Genomic DNA, 22,125 nt, shown 5'->3' on the forward strand with positions numbered 1-22,125 from the left:
CCATTTCGCATGGTGTTTTTAGCTTCTCTTACTTAACGGGAATCCCTTGCTTTATTTTTAAATAAATGAATATGATCCAATGCTTTCCCTGTACCAATAGCCACACAGTCAAGTGGGTTTTCAGCAATCAAGACAGGCATTTTCGTTTCTTCACTGATCACCACATCTAGATTGCGAAGCAAAGCACCGCCACCGGTCAGAACAATCCCACGATCCATAATATCGGCAGCTAGTTCAGGTGGTGTTTTTTCTAGTGTATTTTTCACAGCCTCAACAATCGCAAACACAGTATCATTTAAAGCCGTCGCAATTTCCTTTGCTGTGATCTCAATTGTTTTTGGTAGACCTGTTAATAAATCGCGTCCACGAATCTCCATATTGTCGATACCTTCAGGGATCCCGGCAGAGCCTACTTCCATTTTAATTGATTCAGCCGTACGTTCCCCGATCATCAAATTATAGGTTTTTCGAATATAGGTAATGATGGACTCGTCCATTTCATCTCCTGCTACACGAATCGATTGGCTTGTTACAATCCCACCTAATGAGATAATCGCAACTTCCGTTGTCCCACCACCGATATCGACAACCATGCTACCAGTAGGCTCCCAAACAGGCAAATTGGCACCAATTGCTGCCGCAAATGGCTCTTCAATCGTGTAGGCATCCTTTGCCCCAGCTTGTCTTGTCGCGTCAATAACAGCTCGCTCTTCCACAGCAGTAATGCCTGATGGCACACATACCATCACATATGGTTTTCCTGAGAAGAGATTATTACTTTTTTGTGCTTGCCGAATATGATACTTCATCATGGCAGCGGTTGTTTCAAAGTCAGCAATTACTCCATCCTTCATTGGCCTTAGAGCTACGACATTCCCCGGTGTCCGTCCAATCATATTTTTTGCATCGTTTCCTACTGCTACGATATTTTTCGAGTCTGTTTGCATCGCCACAACTGAAGGCTCTCGTAACACAATTCCTTTTCCTTTTACATATACAAGGGTGTTAGCCGTACCCAAGTCAATTCCAAGATCTCTAGGTTTAATTCCAAACATATTAATGTATCTCCCTTTCTGATACGAAATGCACAAAATCCAATAGGTAGGTAATCACCTTAATTATCATGTCTATTTTCGTACTATTTATATAGTATTTTTAAATCAATCCTAAAAAATCATACCCAATATTATAGCGTAACGTCAAATAATATCCTAGTATCATATATAACCTTTTTCCTTTAAGCTGACAAACTTATTTTCACCGATGATTAAATGGTCAAGCAGGTCGATGCCAATTATTTTACCACACTCGACAAGTCTCTTTGTTACTTCAATGTCTTCGCGACTAGGATCTGGGCTCCCCGAGGGATGATTATGAATCGCAATCAACGAGGCGGCAGACCGTTTTAATGCCTCACGGAAGACTTCCCTAGGATGCACAATTGACGCGTTAAGGCTGCCGATAAAAATAGTTTGTTTATGAATGACTTGATTTTTCGTATTTAGATATAAGCAAACAAAATGTTCTTGCGTCAAAAAACGCATATCGTTCATGACATAATTGGCCCCATCTTCAGGAGAGCGAATCACATAACGATCTGTATAGTTTAAGTTAGCAATTCTTCTGCCAATTTCAACGGCAGCCAGTATTTGAATAGCCTTCGCCGAACCAATCCCTTTTATTTCTGTCATTTCTTCTAATGTAGCTGACTTTAATAGCCTAAGCCCCTCAAAATGAGTCAACAGGCGATTAGATAATTGTAATACCGATTCATCCTTCGTTCCTGTTCGAAGCAAAATGGCAATAAGTTCATGATTCGATAAGCTTTGCGGGCCATGTTGAATAAAGCGTTCTCTGGGCCTCTCGTCTTGTGGAAAATCACGGATCATTAATGTATTAGTGGACAATGTCTTACCTCCCTATTATTGTTGGGAGTCCCTTACAAGACAAACCTAATACGGCAACTGGTAGCCTACCTTTTTCAATTCTCTTATCGTCCTTGCTACAGGCAGACCGACAACCGCAAAATAGTCTCCATTTATTTTTTTGACAAGCATACTTCCAAGTTGTTGAATGCCATATGCACCAGCTTTATCAAGCGGTTCACCACTTTGCACATAGGCCTTAATTTCTTCGTCTGTTAACTCCCAAAACCAAACTTCTGTTTTTTCGTAAAATCGAGTGGATTTCGTTGGAGACAAAATCGCAACCCCTGTAAAAACTTCATGCTGTCTTCCTGACAACCTTGTTAACATTCTAATGGCTTCTGCTTCATCTGCGGGTTTACCTAAGATTTGACCATCCGCAACCACAATAGTATCAGAGCCAATCACAAAGGCATCTTGATTTTCTTTAAAAACAGCCCTTGCTTTACGCTCAGCCAGTTCCATGACAACATCCTCCGGAGAGAGTGATGGGTCAAAACTTTCATCAACTTCACTGCTCGAAATCGCGAATGATAAGTGGAGATTTTCTAGAAGTTCTTTCCGCCGTGGAGAAGAAGAGGCTAAAATGAGGTTCTGCATTCAATCACCTTACCTTTTTTGCATTTTGTCATTTTTGTATAGGGAGATACATATCAATCCTATCAGAAATTGTAGAAGCAAACAATTTTTTACACAAAAAATTTTTGAAGAAAGTTGTCAAATGATGCAACTCTCCTCTTAATGAAGAAATTGATATGATAACACGAATGGGGGAAAGTTTATTCTTGTGTATTTAACAGAATTATCCGACTATAAAACAAAGACCCATCCATTAGTGGATAGGCCTTATTTCCCGGAAAATATCAAGTTTTGTCGTCTACAATGAAAAATAGATGGATAAAAAGTTTAATAGATGCTTCTGTGCCTCCGTTAAGCTCTTGGCATCTTTTGATTTTTGATACTCTGCTACTTTTTCGTCTGCACTGGTGAGCTCTGCTTTTATATCTTTCACTTTCTCATTTTTTATACCATCCGCTTTTAGCTTTTCATCGAAATCGGCAATGGTATTAGTCGACTCCTTTGAAATAGTGTTGGTTGTGAGCGCACTGGACGTCACTTGAGAAAGAGTTTGATAGATGGACGGAGCCGCTTCGATAAAGCTTTTTTCTTTATCAGTTAAACCAGAAACCTTCTTTTCATCAAGTAAGAGCGGCTTGGGAAATAGCTCGGTTACCCCCTGCTCTTTATAGTGGTTACCCAGTGATTTTGCCGTTTCGATTGAATCAGCAACTCCCAAGAATAAGTTGTATTGCTTTTCATCCATTTTTATTAATTGAGCTGGAACCCCTTTTGAAGTGATTTGAGTCGATGTTTCGTTCGCCCCTTCTTCCGAAGAAAAAACCCCACCTTGGATCACATAGACTGTTAATTGAGCAAGCGAAGCTGTGGCCTTATTACCACTGACAGCTTTTCCGTCTGATTCCCCTTGTTCCTCTACAACGGTTGGTTGAGTTACCTCTTTATCGGAAGGTCCACTTATCAGTAATTTTAACAAAGTAACACCAATTGTAGTCCCAATCAAGATGGCGAACGCAGCGGCAATAAGGATTGATCCTAATGGCCGTCCTGTCTTTTTCTTTGTGTTTGTTGAAAAGGAAGTAATTTTAGGTAGGGCACTTTTTTTGGGTTTAGTATAGCTCGCTTTGATTATTTCCTCTATGTCATCATCCGATGATTCCGGTATCATCCAGTCAAAGCTTTCATCACCGACAGGATCCTTAGCGGCTGCTGCTTCTTCGAAACCAGCTGAATCAAGCTTAGAATGATCTATTTTTATTACTCTTGTCTTTGGATCACGATTATCCTCTGGCTTCGTTTTAGCCAGCTCTTCTGGAAATATGTTTTCTTCTCCATTTAGTTTTATTTTGATGGTATTGCCTTTATTAGGCTTGTCCACTAATTCGTACTCCTCTCTCTTCCGATAGGTAAGTGGTTTCATCCTATCATAAAGAAAAAAAAAAATAACAAGACTTTTGTCGTCTTGTTATCGTAGACTTTCGCCAAATTTTTCATATAGAAGTCAAATAGCCACGGTGATATTATTCATTGTCGCTAATTAGCTCAGGTGATAAATTTACAAATGGAATAGGAGTATTGGCTCCACCATTTGAACATAAATTCCGTTCTTCCCCGACCAGACAAACAGCTGTAATCTTTTCGTCAGTGATCGTGACAAACGTATCCGCTGATGCTTTCAAGTACTTCTTAGTGTCAGGATCTATAAATTCATCAAGATAATCGGAATCATATAAGTCTTTATAGGTAATGACGCTAGGGGGAACTTTTCCATTGATGATTTCTTCTTTTAGATATAAATTAGCTGCATCCTTTAATGCAAAGGCATTCCCAACAAAGGCACGGTCTTTTGAATCTTGAATGACTCGTGAAATTGAGATGACCGCAATCGTGGAAACAATCCCCAATATAGCAATCACAGCTAGTAATTCAATCAGTGTTAATCCGGCCTGATTTAGTTTTTTGGAATTGATCCATTTCCATTGCATACGTTTAAGGGGTGCTATTTTCATCATTTTCGCCATTTCCTTCCACCTCGGAAAATTCACTTAGTGGATTCTTCTTGTTAGATACATCTGGAGTATCCAAAGGTGGGATTTCCTTCTGCAAGTCCAATAACGACGGATAATAGTATGCTGAAATCGTTACCTCAAATTTCAATGGTTCAGTGGCCTGATCAACGGAATAAATTTCTTCTCTGCCAGTAAATTTTAATTGGTCTATCTTGATAATTCTTGATAAAGACGTCAGCTCCGTGAGAAATTTTTCCATTTCAAAGTAAGTCTTAGCTTCACCAGTAATTAAGATCGAGGTCTTTCTCATTCCGTTCGGTAACGTTATATCCTGTTGAGATGAATTTTCCGTTTTTTCATCTGTATCAGTTTGTGTATTTTGATTATTCGTCGTCGTTGTCTCTGTAGTGGCCAGCTCATCCTCATCACTTTCAGTTCCATTTAACTTCATATTTGTAATAACCGAATCAGATACAATCTCGGCTTTTTCAATATTTAAAAGTAATTGGTCTTGAAGTCGTTTAACAGGGACTTTTTCTTGAAGCTCCATCGTACTCTCGACAGTTTGATCACTTGCCTGCTTAAGCTTATTCCTTATTATACTCAGCTCTTGGGTTGACGTTTTTAATTCTGATTTTTTTAGTTCTAGATTATTTTGGACTGGAACAATATAGAGGTAATAGGACCCAACAGCCAGGAGTACGATCACTACTAGGCTAAAGATCAGGATGATCAAATGTTTTCTTGATAGCTCGAGGTTCATGGGGTATCCTCCCCTTCCTCGGTTTTATCCTTCTTGTTCTTTTCGGCAATTTGCTTCTTAAGCTTGGAAACATCGAGTCTTATTTCATATGTTGCTACATAACGTGGGAGGACGTCTGTTTCGGTTGGCTCGACTTCAGTCTGGGTCTCCCCACCATCCGTCGTCATCATGATATCGCTTGTTTTCGCCTCTACAATGACCGCTTCATCAACCCAGGGAATATTGAGGACTTCATGTAAGTAATAGGCGGCATAGCTTTTTGTATCAAACTGGACTTGTTGTTTAATCTTTTGATCTTCGCCAATTTCCCAGTCTAGAATAAATCCTCTTTGTGGCAAGGCTTTCGTTAGATCACGTAATACATAGACCATATCAAATGGTTGTTCCTTTGCCCAATTAATAGCTTGTTCAAGTTCTACTACAGATTTTGAGGATTGAAAATCTACCAGTTTCTGACGCTGCTCATCAACGATTTTTTGGTTCTGTGCTACTTGTTTCTCGATTGTTTGGAGATCCTGTTGCTTATCGTTTAAATAGAATAAGACTGAGGCCGCAAGAATGATCAGAACTAACACAATACTTCCAACGATAACATATGAAGCAATATTCTTTTCATCCCTTTTCGGAAGAAGGTTAATATCAATAAGCATTGCTACACCTCTTTTAAACCTAACCCCACGTTTAAATAAAACTGGTGTGGTATTTGGTTTGCATCCTGACTTTCTTTGAGATCGCTTAATTTCGTAATAGGGATGGCAAACCGTTTCCTCATATGATGATATATTTCATCTAACCAAGGGTGATCACCATCTACTAACAGCTTTTGCACCTGAGCTTTTCCTTGATTCAGGGAAAATTGATAAAAATTCATGACCTTTTCTATTTCATTATAAATTTCCTCTAAAGGAAAAAGGATATCCTCACGATCACCCGAATAGCGAAAGGAAAGGACAGAGTCACTATTTAGCGAATGTTCCCATTTTCCCCGATCAATATCCATCGTTAAATGTCTCATAATGACGGGAATATTTTTTTCAAAGATACACACATTAACTGTTTGTAAATCACATTGAATCATTATGTAATTTTCAGCTGCTTGTACTGAATCGAGTTGATTAAAACAACGATTTAAAGCCAATGATGAAATATCTGCCACAACGGGCTTTAATTTTGCTTCTTCAAATAAGTCGATATATTCTCGAACGATTGTCTCAGGAGCAGCAAATAATAGTAATTCATTTGTTTCACTATTGCCTTTATCTAGTAAGTGAAAATCAAAGACCGGATCTTCGAATGGTAAGTGGATACTGCTGCCTATCTCCATATATAAATATCCTTTTATTTCATCCACTCTTATATCCTTTGGAATCATGACCTTGCGAATTACTACAAAGGGATCAGGAACTAAAAAGCGAACCATCCGCTTTGGTATCTTCCACTCTGAAACGCATTGCTCAAGGATCGTTGACAAGGTATCAAAATCAAGAATTTTCCCTTCCTTGATTAATCCAACTGGCAAATAGTACTCACCCATTCGCTGAATGATCGAAGATTGGACGTTCTTCAATTCGACATAACGGATTGCATGGTCTTTAATTGTTATGTTAACCGTCCGGTTTTTAGCAAAATTTAGATTGAACGCCATTTGGAGTACTCCTTACATAAAATGAATATACCACCGAAGTAGAGGTTCGCCGAAAAAATACGCTATGATGGTCCCCAATCCAATATAGGGGCCAAAAGGCATTGGTTTTCCTTTTTTTACTTTGCCCATCAACATGCCAATAATGCCAAAGCATGCTCCAAATAAGGTAGCTAAAAAAAAGGAAATAAGTACTAGTTTCATTCCGAGGACAAGCCCGATTACTGCATAAAGCTTGATATCACCGCCACCCATACCGCCTTTGCTGACGAGGGCAATGACTAGCAGCAGACCAAAGCCTAGAGCTGCGCCTGCTAATGTGTCCCACCATGGATTAAGCGGGATAAAGATTCTTTCAAGTAAAATTACTGGTCCAAAGAAAAGTAATACTTTATCTGGGATGATCATGTAGTGAATGTCGGATACGAAGATGATCACCATTAAGGAAATAATGGTCCAGGCAACGATTAACTCGTACGACCAGCCGATTACAATCGGGGCAAGCACGAATAATAAACCCGTTACTAATTCGACAATAGGATAGAAGGGCGAAATGGGCGCCTTGCAACGCCGACATTTCCCCCTTAAAAAGACATATGAAAAAACCGGAACCAAATCTATAGATGTTAAAGTATGATTACATGTTGGACAATGGGAACGCGGTTTGACAATTGATTGGTTTAATGGAACTCTTAGACCGACTACGTTGTAGAAGGAACCTAGGGTAATTCCGTAAATAAATATTAGTGAATACATATAATTAATATTAATCTATTGTTACTGTAGTTGAAGTTTTAGCCTTTAGATCAGCAATACTTGCGTTAGTTATAGTAACATCTTTATTACCAGCTTTTACATCTTTATCAGTAGAAATAGTATAAGTAGCCTTCTCATCAGTTACGGTAATTGTAACTGTGTATTCTTCTATTTGTGAATCCTCAATATACGTGCCTAATTCAGTTTCATCTAATGTTCCACCTTCGGGAATTCCATTCGCTGATACGTATGTTTTTGCTGAATTTATTATTTGCATCGCATCTGATTTAACAGCATCAACTCTCGATTTTTGAATGATACTTCCAATACTTGGAATCGCAATCGCAGCAATGATCCCTAAAATAACGATAACGGCTAAAAGTTCAATTAATGTCAATCCTTTTTCATTCTTCAGTGCTTGTCCAATTTTTTTAATCATAATCATTCTCCTTTTGTGTAGTAAGATCTATGACCTTTGTCATGTAATACTATTATACTAGATAAAAATAATAAAAGAAATTGTAAATTTATAGGTTATTTTATTTATCCTACATGTTGGAAAATGTCGAACATCGGAATCATGATCGATGTAACAATTGTTCCGACTAATCCGGCCAGCAGGACAATCATTAACGGCTCAATCAGCGACTTTAACCGGTCCGTTGCACTCTCCACTTCCCGTTCATAAAAATCCGCGACCTTGGCTAGCATCGAATCCAATGCCCCCGTTTGCTCGCCAATCGCAATCATTTGCGTTATCAACGGTGGAAATACCCAATGTTCCTTCATCGGCTCTGTTAATGACCGACCCTGTTCGAGCGAGTGACGCGATTTGACAATCACCTTGGCAATGACTTCATTTTCAACAATGCTTTCCACGATGGACAGTGCTTGTAAAATTGGAACAGAACTCGCGAATAAGGAACTCAATGTTCTTGTCATTCTTGCCAAGGCTGCTTTTTGAAGCATCTTTCCAAAAATCGGCATTTTTAACAGAAAATAATCTAGATAGTACTTTGTCGATTTATTGTTTCGGATTAAAATAATCGCGACAAAGCAGGCAACCATAAAGAGGACCACCAGCCACCAAAATTTCTGCATAAAACTACTGGCATTTAAGACAAATTTCGTAATCGCCGGGAGTTCACCGCCAAAATCCTTAAACATATCCACAAAAGTCGGGACGACACTGACGAGGAGGAAAATCACCACTCCAATAGCAATAATGGCAACAGCAACTGGATATGCTAGCGCTGAAACAATTTTTTGCTTCGTAAAATGCTGCTTCTCAAAGTGAACCGCGAGCTTTTCCAAGGTTTCATCCATGTTTCCCCCCGCTTCACCCGCTCGAATCATATTGACAAACATACTAGAAAATATTTTTTTGTGCTTCGCCGCAGCAGTAGATAAGGGCGTACCCTCTCTTAAATCTTGCTCGACTAGTAGTAATGCTCTTTTCAACGATTTACTTTCTGTCTGTTCCGCCAAAATGGACGTTGCTTCAACAATAGAAATTCCAGCCCGTATTAATGTCGCAAATTGCCGTAAGTAAATAACAAAATCATGCAACTTCACCGGATTGCCCAGGGTCAATTCTTTTGTTAGTAATGTTTCAGGTATTTCACTTATTTCTAGCACCTTAATGCCTTTGTCCCTTAGCTGAACCACAGCCTCACGTTTTGAAGCTGCTGTCACTATACCTGACTTTTTCCCACTTTTAGCGCGTCCTTGATACTTAAAACGTGCCATGTTATTCCCCCATTTCCTGTAAAAACGGGGTGACTGAATCCATCGCAACAGCACCTGTTTCAACTAATTCTTTGATATTTGCCTCCAATGTATGCATACCCATAGATTTTGATGTTTGCATAACATTGATTATTTGATAAATTTTTTCGTTTCTAATCAAATTAGAAACTGCTGGATTATTTATTAGGATTTCGGTTGCGGCTTTCCGGCCTTTTCGATCAATTGTTGGAAATAATCGTTGCGAAATGATGGAAACCAACACCGATGCTAGTTGAATTCTTATTTGTGGTTGTTGTGTTGGTGGAAACACATCGATGATCCGATTAATTGTCGCCGGTGCGCTCGATGTATGTAGCGTTCCAAGAACGAGGTGCCCGGTTTCAGCTGCGGTAATCGCAATTTGAATGGTTTCCAAATCTCGCATTTCTCCTACTAAAATCACATCAGGGTCTTGTCTTAACGCAGCCCGTAAACCATTCGCAAAATTATGCGTATCCAATCCTACTTCACGTTGATCGATAATACAGTTTCCATGCTTATGCAAATACTCAATCGGATCCTCAAGCGTTATAATATGCTTCCGTTGCGTTTGGTTTAAATGATGGATTAAAGCAGCAAGTGTGGTTGATTTTCCACTCCCAGTAGGTCCAGTGACAAGCAACAGCCCTTGAGGCTTTAACGCCAATTTTTTAAGGATGGCTGGGAGCTCCAATTCATCAAGTGTCGGAATTTTTGTTGGTACGACCCTGATTGCTAAAGCAATGCATGATCGTTGATGATAGGCATTGACCCTAAATCGTGATACGCCCTGTAAACCATACGAAAAATCAAGCTCTCCTTTTGTCTTAAAAGTGTCCCATAAATGATCGGGAATAATCGCCTTTGCCATTTCCTCCGTGTCTTGTGGAAGGAGTACTTCCTTCCCCGCACGCTTTAACTCACCATTAATTCTCATAATGGGTTGGACCCCAACAGTCAAATGTATATCTGATGCCTTCACTTCAAATCCAGTTCTAAGCAATAGGTCAATTTTTGTTTTCATAGAAATGACTCCTAATCGGGAATGGCTACACGTAAAACTTCTTCAGTTGTCGTGATCCCTTGCTTCACTTTTAATAGCCCATCATCAATCAAGAAGATCGTTTTATTTTTCAAGGCAATTTCTCTCAGCCGTGAAAAGGATTCACCATTCATAATGACTCGTCGCATCACATCATCCATCACTAATACTTCATGAATCGCAATCCGACCTTTGTATCCCGTCATATTGCAAGAAGAGCAACCTTTTCCCCGCACGATTGTATCAATTTTCAACCCACGCTTCTCAAATATTTCCATTTCTCGTCTAGTCGGCTCTTGCGGTTCCGCACAATCTCTACAAACCCGTCTAACTAGGCGCTGTGCGACAATCCCACTTATGGATGAAGCAACAAGGAATGGTTCTACTCCCATATCAATTAAGCGAGTGATGGAACCAAGGGAATCATTCGTATGGAGTGTACTTAGAACTAAGTGACCCGTTAAAGAGGCACGAATCGAGACTTCTGCTGTTTCTTTATCACGGATCTCCCCAACCATGATCACATTCGGGTCCTGTCGAAGGATAGCCCGTAACCCTGCAGCAAAAGTCATTCCTACATTTGGATTTACTTGTATCTGATTGATTCCTTCAAGCTGGAATTCGACAGGATCTTCAACGGTTATTATGTTGACATCATCGCCATTCAGCCGATTTAAGGCAGCATAGAGAGTGGATGATTTCCCCGATCCAGTAGGTCCAGTAATGAGGACGATTCCAGTTGGTTTTTCAATTAGCTTTAAAAATCGATTCAAGTTAATTTTATTGAAGCCCAGATTGGTTATATCATTAATGGCCATTCCTAAATCCAATAGACGGAGGACGATCTTTTCGCCGAAAACAGTGGGTAAGGTTGACACACGTAGATCGACTGGGTGAAAATCTAAGTTGATTTTAATCCGACCATCCTGTGGAATACGGTGTTCAGTAATGTCCAAATTGGCCATAATTTTTATCCTTGCCGTAAGAACACTTTGCATATGCTTCGGCAAACTTCTTTCCGTTCTAAGCACCCCATCCACGCGATAGCGGATAATTACCTTTGTCTCCTGTGGATCCAAATGAATATCACTTGCCTTTAAAGTAACGGCATTCGTTAAAATTTGATTGACCAGCTTAACAATTGGGGAATCCTGGTCAATAATTTTATCATCTTCCCCTGCTTTGGTGGTTCCTTGCTCTATTAATAGCTCTTCAAAGCCCTCATCCATATCATAGAATTTATTGATAGCACGAAGAATATCATCCTTCGTGGCAATGGCTGTTTCGATATGAAAGCCTGTGGAAAGCCTTAAGTCATCAATGGTATAAAAGTCCATTGGATCTGCCATGGCAACGAGCAGTTTTTCCCCTTCTTTTTTAAGCGGAATAATTAATTTTCTTTTTGCAATATCTTTAGGAACAATTGAAAAAATATTTGTATCGAAGGGATAGCGGTATAGACTTACGTGGGGGATTCCTAATTGAACTTCCAACACTTCAATGAGCTGTTGTTCTGTGATTAATCCCCTTTGAAGCAATGCATCTCCTAGTTTTTGATTAGGGTTTTTGTCCTTCAGAGTGGATTGAAGCTGATTTTCAGAGATCAAACCTGCTTCAACCAGCATATCTCCAAGTCTTTTCCTTCTCTGATTCATTATTATCCCTGCTTTTTCTCCTTATTTAGCCTCTTCATTTGGCTTTCCCCATAAATCACTGGAATCTTGATTATTTTCCGTAGTGTCCGACTCAGATGTCCCAGTATTTTCGTTTATATTTCCATCATTTGTCGTATCTGTGTCAGTAGATGGATTGGCAGGATCGGGAGTACTCGTGGAGTTTCCAATTTCGCCCGTTTGATTGGTATTATTTGTATTAGTAGAAGATGCCGTACCTTTCGTTAATAAACTATGAATAATTACTTGATTAATTGGTGGATAAAAATCCTCAGCTAGTAACGTTTTATCCAATAGGCTTCCGTCCTTGTCCATTTTTTCACGGAATACCTTAATGATTACGCCTTCTTTTCCTTTAATAGCTATCTTTTCACTATATAAAGGAAGTTTCGCATCATACTGAATAATCGTTTTTGGTGGAAAGGTCTCTTTATCATTTTGAACTGCTTTGTAGCTATACGGTAATTTTGTCCCTTCTACTGATACATAAAGTAATTGATCCATTTTTTTGAAGCTTAATGTAAACGTTTGATCATTTGGATTTGTGAACACAAAGTCCATATTATTGCTGGAATCGATTTTTACTTCAAATCCCTCTTCAGCATAACTCGGTAATTCCCTACTAATATGTCTCTCAGTAATAACAAAATTCGTTGGTATGATTGCCTTGTAGATGGCACCGGCAATCTTTCCTAACGTTTCAGAAGAATAGGATTCCGCAATTTCCAGCTGATTTAATAATGAAAAGGAACTTTGCGGACCAATGACTATTGATGGAAATTGCTGTACCCATTGATCAAACTCACCATTCTGATCTTGAAATGGGATTGTCGACTCAGAGATTACGTCTCCCTTTTGTTGCGTTGAGAAAAAGTTATTAACTTGAATGACATGGTTGCCTTTATCTAGTTTGGAGGCATAGCTGATTAATTCCTTTTTAAGGGAAGCCTTATCAAACAACTTATTTCCAACCAGATCTGGTGATAGTTGACCAAGAAAGGAATCAAGATTTTTATCATTAATCCCCACTTGCAACTCTGATTTTTGCTGTGAATTAGCTATTTCTAAAGACTCCTCTAAATGAAAGTCAAAAGAATTTAGGTTTAATCGTAAGGCTTTTTCCTTGTATTTCATGATGATGGCAGTGTTGCTTTCCCATTCCTGTTGTTGATCCTTTAATAAAGAAAGAGCTTTTTTTTCACTTAGGCCCGAGACATCTACAGTACTAATTTTTGTACCTGATTTAAATTGGTTATTAAACAGATGATCATAGGCCAAAGCGCCATAATTGGAAAAGCCAAAAGTGTAGACTGTACAAAGTAGCAGAGTCAAAAAAAACTTCGTCCCCTGGGAATTTCTCATGTGGAGTTACCCCCTTCAATTAAGCTTGAACATTCATTGACAGTTCAACAAGTACACTTGGAAATTGTTTCTGGACTTTTACGATATCTTCTGTTGATAATATCGCCCCTTCCTGAAGCAACAGGTTTCCATTTGTGTCATAAATATCCTTCAAAAGTTTTTTTCCTTTTAGGATTTCTATTTGCTTTTCTTTAAGGGCAAGGATTTCAACATCTTCACCTGTACTTTGAGATACATCAGGTTCATTTCCCTTTTCTTCATCCTCAACTACAACTGGCTGCAGACGTTCAGGATCTAGTTCACTTGTACTTGTTAAAAATTGACTTCCTGCGTCCTCTTTTACAATAATAATGTCTTTTCCATACGTCAGAACATTTTCAGCAGAAAGGGCAACCTGATGACCATTAACAATTAATTCCATACCGAGGATCATTCCTGAATTTTCATCTACAAAGTATTCTGTAACTTCACCAAGGAGTTCTCCCTTTCTTGTCATAACTTTAGTATTAGAAATTTTAATTTTTTTATTAACAAGTTGACTTGTAATCGGAATTTCATTTAAATCTATAATCGCATTTTCACTATCGACCGTTAGAGCATATTCTCCAATCCCAACGACCTTCTTAAAAGGAATTGCTTTAATACTAACCTGCCAATCTTCGTTATCAATCGTTAAAAAATCAATCGATCCTTTATCCGGGTTAATCACTAATGATTTGACTTTACCTACTTGGATTCCATCTGTAATACTGATAATTGGTAATCCTGTAATCTGAGAGCTATTTTTCATTTAAGTCACCACACCTAAAGTTTAATTTTTCATTTCTTCAATATAATGTAACCATACACTACTTTATAACAAATTTCGTTATTTTTCTGCATATAATGTGTTTAAAAATTGTATTTCTTGTAATAAAACAGGATGATTTGACACTTTTTCCTCCAATTGGGACAAAACAGGCGATAATTGAGTATATTGTTTTTCGGATAGATAGTGTCGAACTAATATCATGGCAATCGTGTAGTATTCAGAAACAGGTAAATTTGGATGTAAATAGTCTACCAATAATTGTTCGTATTGTTCTGAGTTCATTAGCTTTCGGGACAATTGGAGCTGTGAAATGAACGTTCCAAATAATTGCTTATGTAGCTCGTCATTTTCTAGCGTTTTCTGGTCTTGAACCCTTGTTTCTATTTTCTCTTCTACTTCTTCCATTACTTCAACTGAGTCTTCTACACCTGTTATTTCCGTCACTTCGACTACGTCATCTACACCTGTTATTTCCGCTACTTCGTCTACGTCTTCAACATCTGTTATTTCCGTCACTTCGACTACGTCATCTACACCTGTTATTTCCGCTACTCCGTCTACGTCTTTAACATCTGTTATTTCCGCCACTTCGACTACGTCATCTACACCTGTTATTTCCGCTACTTCGTCTACGTCTTCAACCTCTATTTCCTCTACTACTATTAGATCGTCCATATCTTCTGTTTCTACATCAGTTTTTCCTAGGTCGATATGTACATTTCCATCGTCAAGGTCTGTCAATCCACCCTCAAACATTAGTTGTTCAAGTTCAGCCAGGTAACTGCTTTCCAAAACTTGTTGATCATCTTGTAAATTGTTCTCAAGCGTATTAGTCTGTTCCAACTTTGTTAACCCTAGTTCTGTGGAAGATACGTTTACATCCTCCTTTGAAAACTTGAAAAATTCCTCATCGTCATCTATTATAGTTCCCTCATCAGTGAATGGTTCAATTTCGTTTAGTTGTTCCAAAAGTGATTGTTCATCATTCACTTCTTGTTTCTCTAACTGTACCGATTCCATGAGAACTGAAATGTCCTCAAATAAGTGCTCATTTTGTTCCTCTTGAAATATTTCTTGATTCTCTACCTTTTCAAGATCCAGCTTAACCGGAAGATCTTCATGAATATGATTAATTTCACGTAAGGGTGTCTCTGGATTTAGATTCGTTTCCATCAATGTTGAATGATCCTCATCTTTTTGAATAAAAATAGCTGGAGCTAATTTCTTCATCCCCCATAAAGTGGTAAGGGTGACAAATAAAAACAATAATAAAATAGTTTGCCAAAGAGCGAATATTGACCTTGAGAGTATTCCTAATAGTGCGAAAACGAACGAGAGTCCTAAGAATAACATCTTCCCTTTAGTTGTAAATCCTAATCGTAAAAAGAAAATGATTGGAGCTAGTATAATCATTGATAGTAGTGCAATTACATATGCATTCATTGCCTCACCTCTTTCCAAATAGTATAAAAGAATTATAAAAGCAACAAAATTTTACTTTTCTCCATTGTTTTTCGCTTAATTTCTGCATTAACAGACAAATAATGACTCTAAAATATTGTATAATAATAATAGAAAATTTGAAAGACTCTTCAGTGGTTTAAACGGAAAATTTACTTTGATTCCCAAATAACGGGATATATGAACTAATTTACTGACTATCATCAAGTATGCTAAAGTACCTAGAACCTAAATACATATCAGTTCGCCTTTTTAAGAAAGGGAGATATTATGGAGTTTAAGAAAAGACTATGCAATTCAAGAGGCCTAACATTAATTGAAGTATTAATATCACTCACGATTTTAGGAATTATTTCAATCGGAATTATGAATTTTTTCTCCCAGGCTTATTCCTTTACTAATTCTAATCAAAAAAAAACCAATGCCATTAATGTTGCACGAAATGCCATGATGTACATGGAAAAACAAAGTTTCATTCAAACGATGAAGGACTTTGAAGATCATCCTACCAAAGAACGTGCCCTATTCATTTGCAATGAAAGATATACATTGTTCTGGAAAGGGGATCCGATTGATACAGGTTGTATACCCATCTCGATTAATAAAATTGATTACACAGTAAGCATCCGCTCCAACAAAGAGGAAGAGTATAAAGCCTTTATTCTTCCACTAATTGTGAAGGTGGAATGGAGTATTAATCAAAAGAAATATTCAACTGAACTTGAGGGAGTTATAAAAAGTGAAGATATTCGATGAAAAGGGTGTAACCTTAATAGAGCTTCTAGCAACAATAACAGTCCTAATGATCGTGTTACCTGTTATTTACGGTGTATTTTCATCGGGATTAAAGCTATATAACAAAATTCAAGTTGAAGGTCAATTAAGAGACGACGCCGATTACGCTGTAACCATGATTATGAACACTTTCTATTCATACCCTTTTGATGAGGTGAAAGACTGTGGTGGAAATTGTCTTGAATTAGTCAATAAGAAGGAGACTAAGGTGGAACAGGTACCAGGTCAAGACTTTTACCAAATTGAAAAAGATAAAGAATTACTAAGCACCGAGACAACCTCCATTCAAATTAAAGTGGTTGAAACAAACGAGACCAGCAAAGCAAGTCAACAGCTTGAAATAGACGGAAAAATACTTGATGGTATCTATTTTGAACATTTAGAAATATCCTATTCTTGCAATAAACAGGGATCCATTCCAGGTAACTGCGATGATGGTATGATACAAATCGATTTACAACTAAACAATGACCGGCTAAACAAGCCTTTTAATTTAACAAGCCGATTCGGCTTCTAGGGAGTGAGTGTTTGTTGATCACTAACCAAAGGGGTAATGCCCTTATTACCGTTCTTCTGATTTCATTAGTTTTTACCACTCTCGGTTTGGCAATTGTGTCCTCCTCCATCAGCGGGGCAAAACGTGTCGAAAATAGAGAGACCGATATCAATTTATCCTTCAACGCCATGAAAGTAGTCGAGGAAGTAACAACAAATATTACCAAATCACTAAATACCATGAATCTTGATTTTTATATGGATAAAACATCACCAAGTAACATTACCATTTTTCCACAATTTGACCCTGAACTAAGAGGACTGATGGAAAATTCTTTAATATCGATAAGAAAGAATCATCAAGAACAAATTGACTGCCTTGCCATTATCGATGAAAGTGGTTCCACTCCTGAAAGGATTGGAACATCGGGAACTTGTATTAATAATTTATCTAAATTTACTGCCAATGATATTGAAACTGACAAGGATTTTACAAGGGTCTTTGAAATTGTTCTAATTACAAAAAACCCCAATAAACAAGAAGGACAAATAAAGCGAACTATTCGCAAGCGGATTATCCTTTCGCCACTGCCAAGTTTCCTTAAATATGCGGTTGGGTCGAATTCGGACGATGATGATTCAGGTCTGATCCTTAATGGTTCCCCTAATATAAACGGCAATACTTACGCAAATAAATTAACGATTGACGAAAAAGCTCGTTACCAGTTAAGAGACACAAGCTGGAAATCTATAAGTACCCCCATGCCATCTATTATGGGTGATATGTATAGTAGTACGGCCAATTTACTGCCAATCATGAACCAAGCGGATAAGTTTTATAAACAAAAGGTCCCACCACTGAAGCATGATAGCCAATTTATTGATATCAATTTCTCAGCAACATTTAACGATCAGGCAAATAGGATTCTAGCCAATGGGAAATTAACTACAATTAACTCTGATATTGAAATTGGTGCTGATTTTAAAAGTGATCTTAATACTAAAATAAAAAGTAAGGTAGGAAGCATAAAAGAAAGTGGCGGAATTATTCAGCAAGGAGTCATTCAAAAACCAATTTCTATTTTTGGAAAATCAGATCAAACACTCCATGACATTTATTTGATCGAGAGTGACGTTGAACCAATCGAAATTCCAAATCCAGTGAAAATTACCGGAGATTTATATGTGATGAGTTCCGGAAATAATATTACCTTTAAGGATGACCTTTATGTCGATGGTGATCTCTATGTTGTCAGTTATGATGATATCGCCTTACGAAATATTTACGTTACAGGGAATATCCATTTGGTCAATTTTGATGGTTCCTTAACGGTTGGTCCTACAGTAGAATCTTCGAATAGTGCTGCCAATATATATTGTGGGGACACTGTATATATGGAATCTAAAGCACCAGATCAGATTGGAAAAGGGATTGAAGTAAATGGTGATATGATTGCAGGCGGTGATTTACATCTTAATCCTATCAATACGGCAATCAAGATCAACAAAAATATGGTAATCAACGGCTCCTTGAATATTAAGGGAGATGATGAACTAGATTTGCAAACGGCTGAGGCTGAAAATGATGATTTAGTCTTTGATTCCGTTGTTTACGTGGGAAATACCGCCACCATCTCAAATGTTAATATATTAGGTGCAGCTAACAATGAAAAAGAATTAGTCTTACTTGCAAATAAGGATCTCATGATTACTAGAATGAATGAATTTAATAATTTTAAGCCACTTACTGAAGAAACTGCAAATTACTTACCGCAAGAAGATAACGTGATCAAACCTTTAAAAGCCTTTTTCTACACCGAATCTAAAGCAGAGCTTTACGGAGTAGGATCTCTCTTTTACATTGAGGGAGGGCTGTTTGCAAAGAACAGGTTAGAAATCAATGCCATTAGGGGGGAAGTAAAAAACATCAATAACTTGGAGTCGATCCAAGAAGATAAATTATCCCGATTTATTGTCGATTTTAATAGTGATGTCCTTCTCCATCGGGTTGATGCCTTACCAATTGTCAAACAACTACAAATCTATTCTGATGAACTCATTATGGAATGATAAAAAGCCTCGTTTCTATTTGTTAAGAAACGAGGCTTCTTCATTTTACCAACGGCCATCTCCGGTTGAACCAGTATTGTTGTCAGTACCTTCTTTTATTACTTCAAATAAGGCAGACGCCTCCGGCTTACTACTATCCTTCTGTTCTTCAGCGATTGCTTTAACAGTTGAGTAGCCAATCGCCTTCCCCATAATATACCACTGACCGCCTTCCTTCACGACCTCTACTTTATCTGAGACAGAGGAAGTGGCTGACGTAATTGCCTTTTTGGTGGCATTCGTCGGGTTGAAAATCAGAATATCGTTAAGGGCCACCTTTTCACCTTTTTGAAGCTGGAAGATTGATTTTTTAAATTTTATTGATGATAAAGCAATGTAAGGATCCTTCACGTGAATCGGTACAACAAAGGTTAGGTTCGAACCATCCTTTGTTGTAATAACTAATTTTGTAGTACCTTCCGATACACCGTAAATTCGATTGTTATCAGCTAACGTAGCAACACTCGTATTAGCTACAGTCAGTTCTAAGTCTTTGTTTGTTGCATCAGTTGGAAGTAAATTAATGGTAAATGATTCAGTGCTTCCTACTTCGACTTCAATCGATGCTGGATCAACAGTAATAGATGTTACCTTCCTTTGTATGGTGATTGTCTTCTCAACAGGTGGGACATCTAAGGCAAAACCACCGACAGCTTTTACTTTTATCGTATTTACTCCTGGAGTTGTTAACGGAATTGAATCACGTGCAGTAAATTCTGTCCAGTTTGCATTCTCTTGATTAATGGAATAATAATATTTCACATCTTTGCCCGCAACGAGCTTCGATAATTTTACATTCACAACCTCGTTCGCAATATCACCACTATTATAAGTCTTTCTCGTATCCTTACCTATTAATTCAAAATCAGGAACTAGATAAAGGAGCACTTTTTCACCGTCAAAATAAGTGACCTCGATCGTCTTATTTGATGAACCCGGTGCAAAAATCATATCTTGGATTGGTTTACTCTGTAATCCATAGTCATTCGGAAACTCGGTTTGTGAGAGAATTTTTTTTGTACTGTCATTCATTTTCGTAATGATCCCTGATGCCTCACCATCGTATACATTGCTAGGAAATTCATTCAATCTAACCTTCATATTTATACTTTGGTTTGACGCTGGAATAGTAACAGGTTCTGGATTGGATGTAAATCGACTATCCTTGTATTGCAAAATTGCATTAGGCATTTTTGTATTACTTAATGCCCAATCAGCTTGTAATTTTAATGAAGTGGTCACCTGAGTTGGGGAAAATACCCCCGTTTTATAATTTATCGTCTGAGTTAGGTCAATTTGAGCTGCTTTCCCCCCGTTATAGGTAATAGACTGAACTCCAGTGGTTTGAGCCAATGATACCCCCGCAGGTAACGGTTGAATTAATATCAAATTCTTTAAGGTACCCGACACTTGATTATTTACAAGCCCGTATGGTGACAAGCTATATGTTACATTAAATTGGTTAGTTGTTTGACTTTCATTTGAAACTTTAATTAAATTATCTACGGTGTTCGTTACACCTGTTAAGCTCATCGTTCCTTTAAAACTGGATGGAGCATCCGCCTTCACTTCAATGGAAACAGGCGCATGTGTTAATGGAACTGTTTGCCCATCTAAGTTTTTATAAGTCAAATTAATACTATCAAAGGTGTAGGTCGCTATATCAGAGAAACTGAAAGGCAAACTTATATCAAGCGGTTGGTTAACGGCTTGACCAATTGGAAAGCCAAAATTTGCTTTATATATGGCTACATTCCCCTCCAACCTTGCATCAGAACCCTCTATTAGATTTACTTTCCCATTGAATTTACTTAGATCAATTCGTACCTCTGCATCGATCGCTGGAGTCGCAATATCCTTTGATATATCTTGAAAAATACTTGTAATATTATCCTGATTTGCTTGACGAGCCGTTACGCCTGTTAAAGAAGATAAGTTATTTAAATAACTCATGTCAACTTCAGAGTTACTCCCAAAGCCTATAGAAAAAAGTTTTATATTCTTTTCAGCAAGTTTGCTCGCTAGGTTAGTACCATGTGTTTTAATATTAGCTTGGGTTTGAGCAACACTGAGACTTTTTGTATATTTATTTCCATCTGAATCGTAAAAATAAACTGAACTAGACATAGAATTACCAGACCCATATAACTCATAGTGAATAGGCAAGGTTTCAGTCACTTTCTTATCATCAAAACAAATAAAGCCCAGATAACATTTCTTTTTGGTATATGTGGTTTGCTCAGTATTTATTGAAAAGGTGGGTTCCCCATCTGTCATAAAGATAATATATTTATTATTTTGCGATGGACCAAAAAGGTCAATCGCTTTCTCGAACGATTGTGTATAGTTGGTACCGCCTTCTGCACTAAGATTCTTCACAGTCTGATTAATTGTATCTAATCCAGCATTAACGGTTGTTGGGGAAAAATTGACTACTTGTTCAACATCCGAACTAAATGAAACGAACGCAAATCGATCGCGGGGACCTGCATTATTCTTAAAATAAGTGACAGCTTCTGACATAGCGTCCTTTGCACTTTGAAATTTCTTCGGATTCTTACCTGATTCATTCATAGAGCCAGATTTATCGAAAATAAAAACAACGTCAATCGGATCCCGATTAGCACTTGTTGCCATCCCAGTTCCAGTTAAGTGTACATCGAGATTGCCTTGTGCATTCCCACTTTGCGGCTTAACTATTGTAGTTTGCGATGGCTTTACACTAAAATTCACCTGAGGAGAGGAATTCGTTGCTGCATAGGCATGTTCTGAACTAAAAAATAAAGGAATTAGTGAAAAAATAAGAGCAAATACAAATAGTGGTAGTTTCTTTAACATTTGTACCATTTCCCCCTTTCTTTACAATCATTTTTTATTAAATTAAACCTATTATCCTAGTAATGTAACTAATTATAGTATACCAAAAAGACTACATT

The 22,125-nt window shown here is 37.8% G+C and carries 20 protein-coding genes; 3 read left to right on the forward strand and 17 right to left on the reverse strand.

Annotated features, from left to right (window positions below; all coding sequences use genetic code 11):
- Positions 1-32: 32 nt before the first annotated feature.
- The 16 genes from TY15_RS04375 to TY15_RS04450 form a co-directional block, all read right to left on the reverse strand.
- Positions 33-1,055: a rod shape-determining protein gene (locus TY15_RS04375; protein ID WP_040207795.1), complete on the reverse strand. Its 1,023-nt coding sequence runs from the start codon at positions 1,053-1,055 to the stop codon at positions 33-35.
- A 162-nt stretch (positions 1,056-1,217) separates the two neighbouring features.
- On the reverse strand, positions 1,218-1,907 hold the full coding sequence (gene radC / locus TY15_RS04380) for a RadC family protein (protein ID WP_040207792.1): 690 nt from the start codon (positions 1,905-1,907) through the stop codon (positions 1,218-1,220).
- 45 nt (positions 1,908-1,952) lie between these two features.
- A complete protein-coding gene (locus tag TY15_RS04385) occupies positions 1,953-2,525 on the reverse strand; it encodes a Maf family protein (RefSeq protein ID WP_040207789.1) in 573 nt (190 codons plus the stop codon).
- A 277-nt stretch (positions 2,526-2,802) separates the two neighbouring features.
- Entirely contained in the window at positions 2,803-3,882 is a 1,080-nt protein-coding gene (locus tag TY15_RS04390) for a hypothetical protein (RefSeq protein WP_040207788.1), read from the reverse strand.
- Between the two features lie 142 nt (positions 3,883-4,024).
- Positions 4,025-4,525 carry a type II secretion system protein gene (locus tag TY15_RS04395; protein WP_052353695.1) on the reverse strand — a complete coding sequence of 167 codons (501 nt, stop codon included), beginning with the start codon at positions 4,523-4,525 and terminating at the stop codon, positions 4,025-4,027.
- The gene (locus TY15_RS04400; RefSeq protein WP_040207786.1) at positions 4,494-5,276 is read right to left on the reverse strand and encodes a pilus assembly protein PilO; all 783 of its coding nucleotides are present in this window, start codon (positions 5,274-5,276) and stop codon (positions 4,494-4,496) included. The genes TY15_RS04395 and TY15_RS04400 overlap by 32 nt, the downstream gene beginning before the upstream one ends.
- A complete protein-coding gene (locus TY15_RS04405; RefSeq protein WP_040207785.1) occupies positions 5,273-5,926 on the reverse strand; it encodes a hypothetical protein in 654 nt (217 codons plus the stop codon). The genes TY15_RS04400 and TY15_RS04405 overlap by 4 nt, the downstream gene beginning before the upstream one ends.
- 2 nt (positions 5,927-5,928) lie before the next feature.
- The gene (gene pilM / locus TY15_RS04410) at positions 5,929-6,921 is read right to left on the reverse strand and encodes a type IV pilus biogenesis protein PilM (RefSeq protein WP_040207784.1); all 993 of its coding nucleotides are present in this window, start codon (positions 6,919-6,921) and stop codon (positions 5,929-5,931) included.
- Between the two features lie 12 nt (positions 6,922-6,933).
- On the reverse strand, positions 6,934-7,674 hold the full coding sequence (locus TY15_RS04415; protein ID WP_040207783.1) for a prepilin peptidase: 741 nt from the start codon (positions 7,672-7,674) through the stop codon (positions 6,934-6,936).
- 10 nt (positions 7,675-7,684) lie between these two features.
- Entirely contained in the window at positions 7,685-8,113 is a 429-nt protein-coding gene (locus TY15_RS04420) for a prepilin-type N-terminal cleavage/methylation domain-containing protein (RefSeq protein WP_040207781.1), read from the reverse strand.
- Between the two features lie 104 nt (positions 8,114-8,217).
- On the reverse strand, positions 8,218-9,423 hold the full coding sequence (locus TY15_RS04425) for a type II secretion system F family protein (protein ID WP_040207779.1): 1,206 nt from the start codon (positions 9,421-9,423) through the stop codon (positions 8,218-8,220).
- Between the two features lies 1 nt (position 9,424).
- Positions 9,425-10,465 (reverse strand): type IV pilus twitching motility protein PilT, encoded by a 1,041-nt coding sequence (locus TY15_RS04430; protein ID WP_040207778.1) that lies wholly within the window; start codon positions 10,463-10,465, stop codon positions 9,425-9,427.
- A gap of 11 nt (positions 10,466-10,476) precedes the next feature.
- Entirely contained in the window at positions 10,477-12,138 is a 1,662-nt protein-coding gene (locus TY15_RS04435) for a GspE/PulE family protein (protein ID WP_040207777.1), read from the reverse strand.
- 21 nt (positions 12,139-12,159) lie between these two features.
- Positions 12,160-13,518: a G5 domain-containing protein gene (locus TY15_RS04440; RefSeq protein WP_040207776.1), complete on the reverse strand. Its 1,359-nt coding sequence runs from the start codon at positions 13,516-13,518 to the stop codon at positions 12,160-12,162.
- 19 nt (positions 13,519-13,537) lie between these two features.
- On the reverse strand, positions 13,538-14,308 hold the full coding sequence (locus TY15_RS04445; RefSeq protein WP_040207773.1) for a PRC-barrel domain-containing protein: 771 nt from the start codon (positions 14,306-14,308) through the stop codon (positions 13,538-13,540).
- Between the two features lie 78 nt (positions 14,309-14,386).
- A complete protein-coding gene (locus TY15_RS04450; protein WP_040207772.1) occupies positions 14,387-15,772 on the reverse strand; it encodes a hypothetical protein in 1,386 nt (461 codons plus the stop codon).
- 288 nt (positions 15,773-16,060) lie between these two features.
- Between TY15_RS04450 and TY15_RS04455 the strand changes: the two genes are divergently transcribed.
- From TY15_RS04455 to TY15_RS04465, 3 genes are read left to right on the forward strand one after another with little or no spacing between them, the layout of a single operon-like run.
- Positions 16,061-16,546, forward strand: coding sequence for a type IV pilus modification PilV family protein (locus tag TY15_RS04455; protein ID WP_040207769.1), 486 nt, complete (start codon positions 16,061-16,063; stop codon positions 16,544-16,546).
- On the forward strand, positions 16,530-17,102 hold the full coding sequence (locus TY15_RS04460; RefSeq protein ID WP_040207768.1) for a PilW family protein: 573 nt from the start codon (positions 16,530-16,532) through the stop codon (positions 17,100-17,102). The genes TY15_RS04455 and TY15_RS04460 overlap by 17 nt, the downstream gene beginning before the upstream one ends.
- A gap of 14 nt (positions 17,103-17,116) precedes the next feature.
- Positions 17,117-19,150: a hypothetical protein gene (locus TY15_RS04465; protein ID WP_142305392.1), complete on the forward strand. Its 2,034-nt coding sequence runs from the start codon at positions 17,117-17,119 to the stop codon at positions 19,148-19,150.
- 45 nt (positions 19,151-19,195) lie between these two features.
- Here the strand turns inward: TY15_RS04465 and TY15_RS04470 are convergent, their stop codons facing one another.
- Positions 19,196-22,027 carry a vWA domain-containing protein gene (locus TY15_RS04470; protein WP_040207766.1) on the reverse strand — a complete coding sequence of 944 codons (2,832 nt, stop codon included), beginning with the start codon at positions 22,025-22,027 and terminating at the stop codon, positions 19,196-19,198.
- Positions 22,028-22,125: the final 98 nt, after the last annotated feature.

Origin of the sequence: Neobacillus jeddahensis (genome assembly GCF_000612625.1) — a bacterium.
Taxonomy (GTDB): Bacteria; Bacillota; Bacilli; order Bacillales; family Cytobacillaceae; genus Neobacillus; species Neobacillus jeddahensis.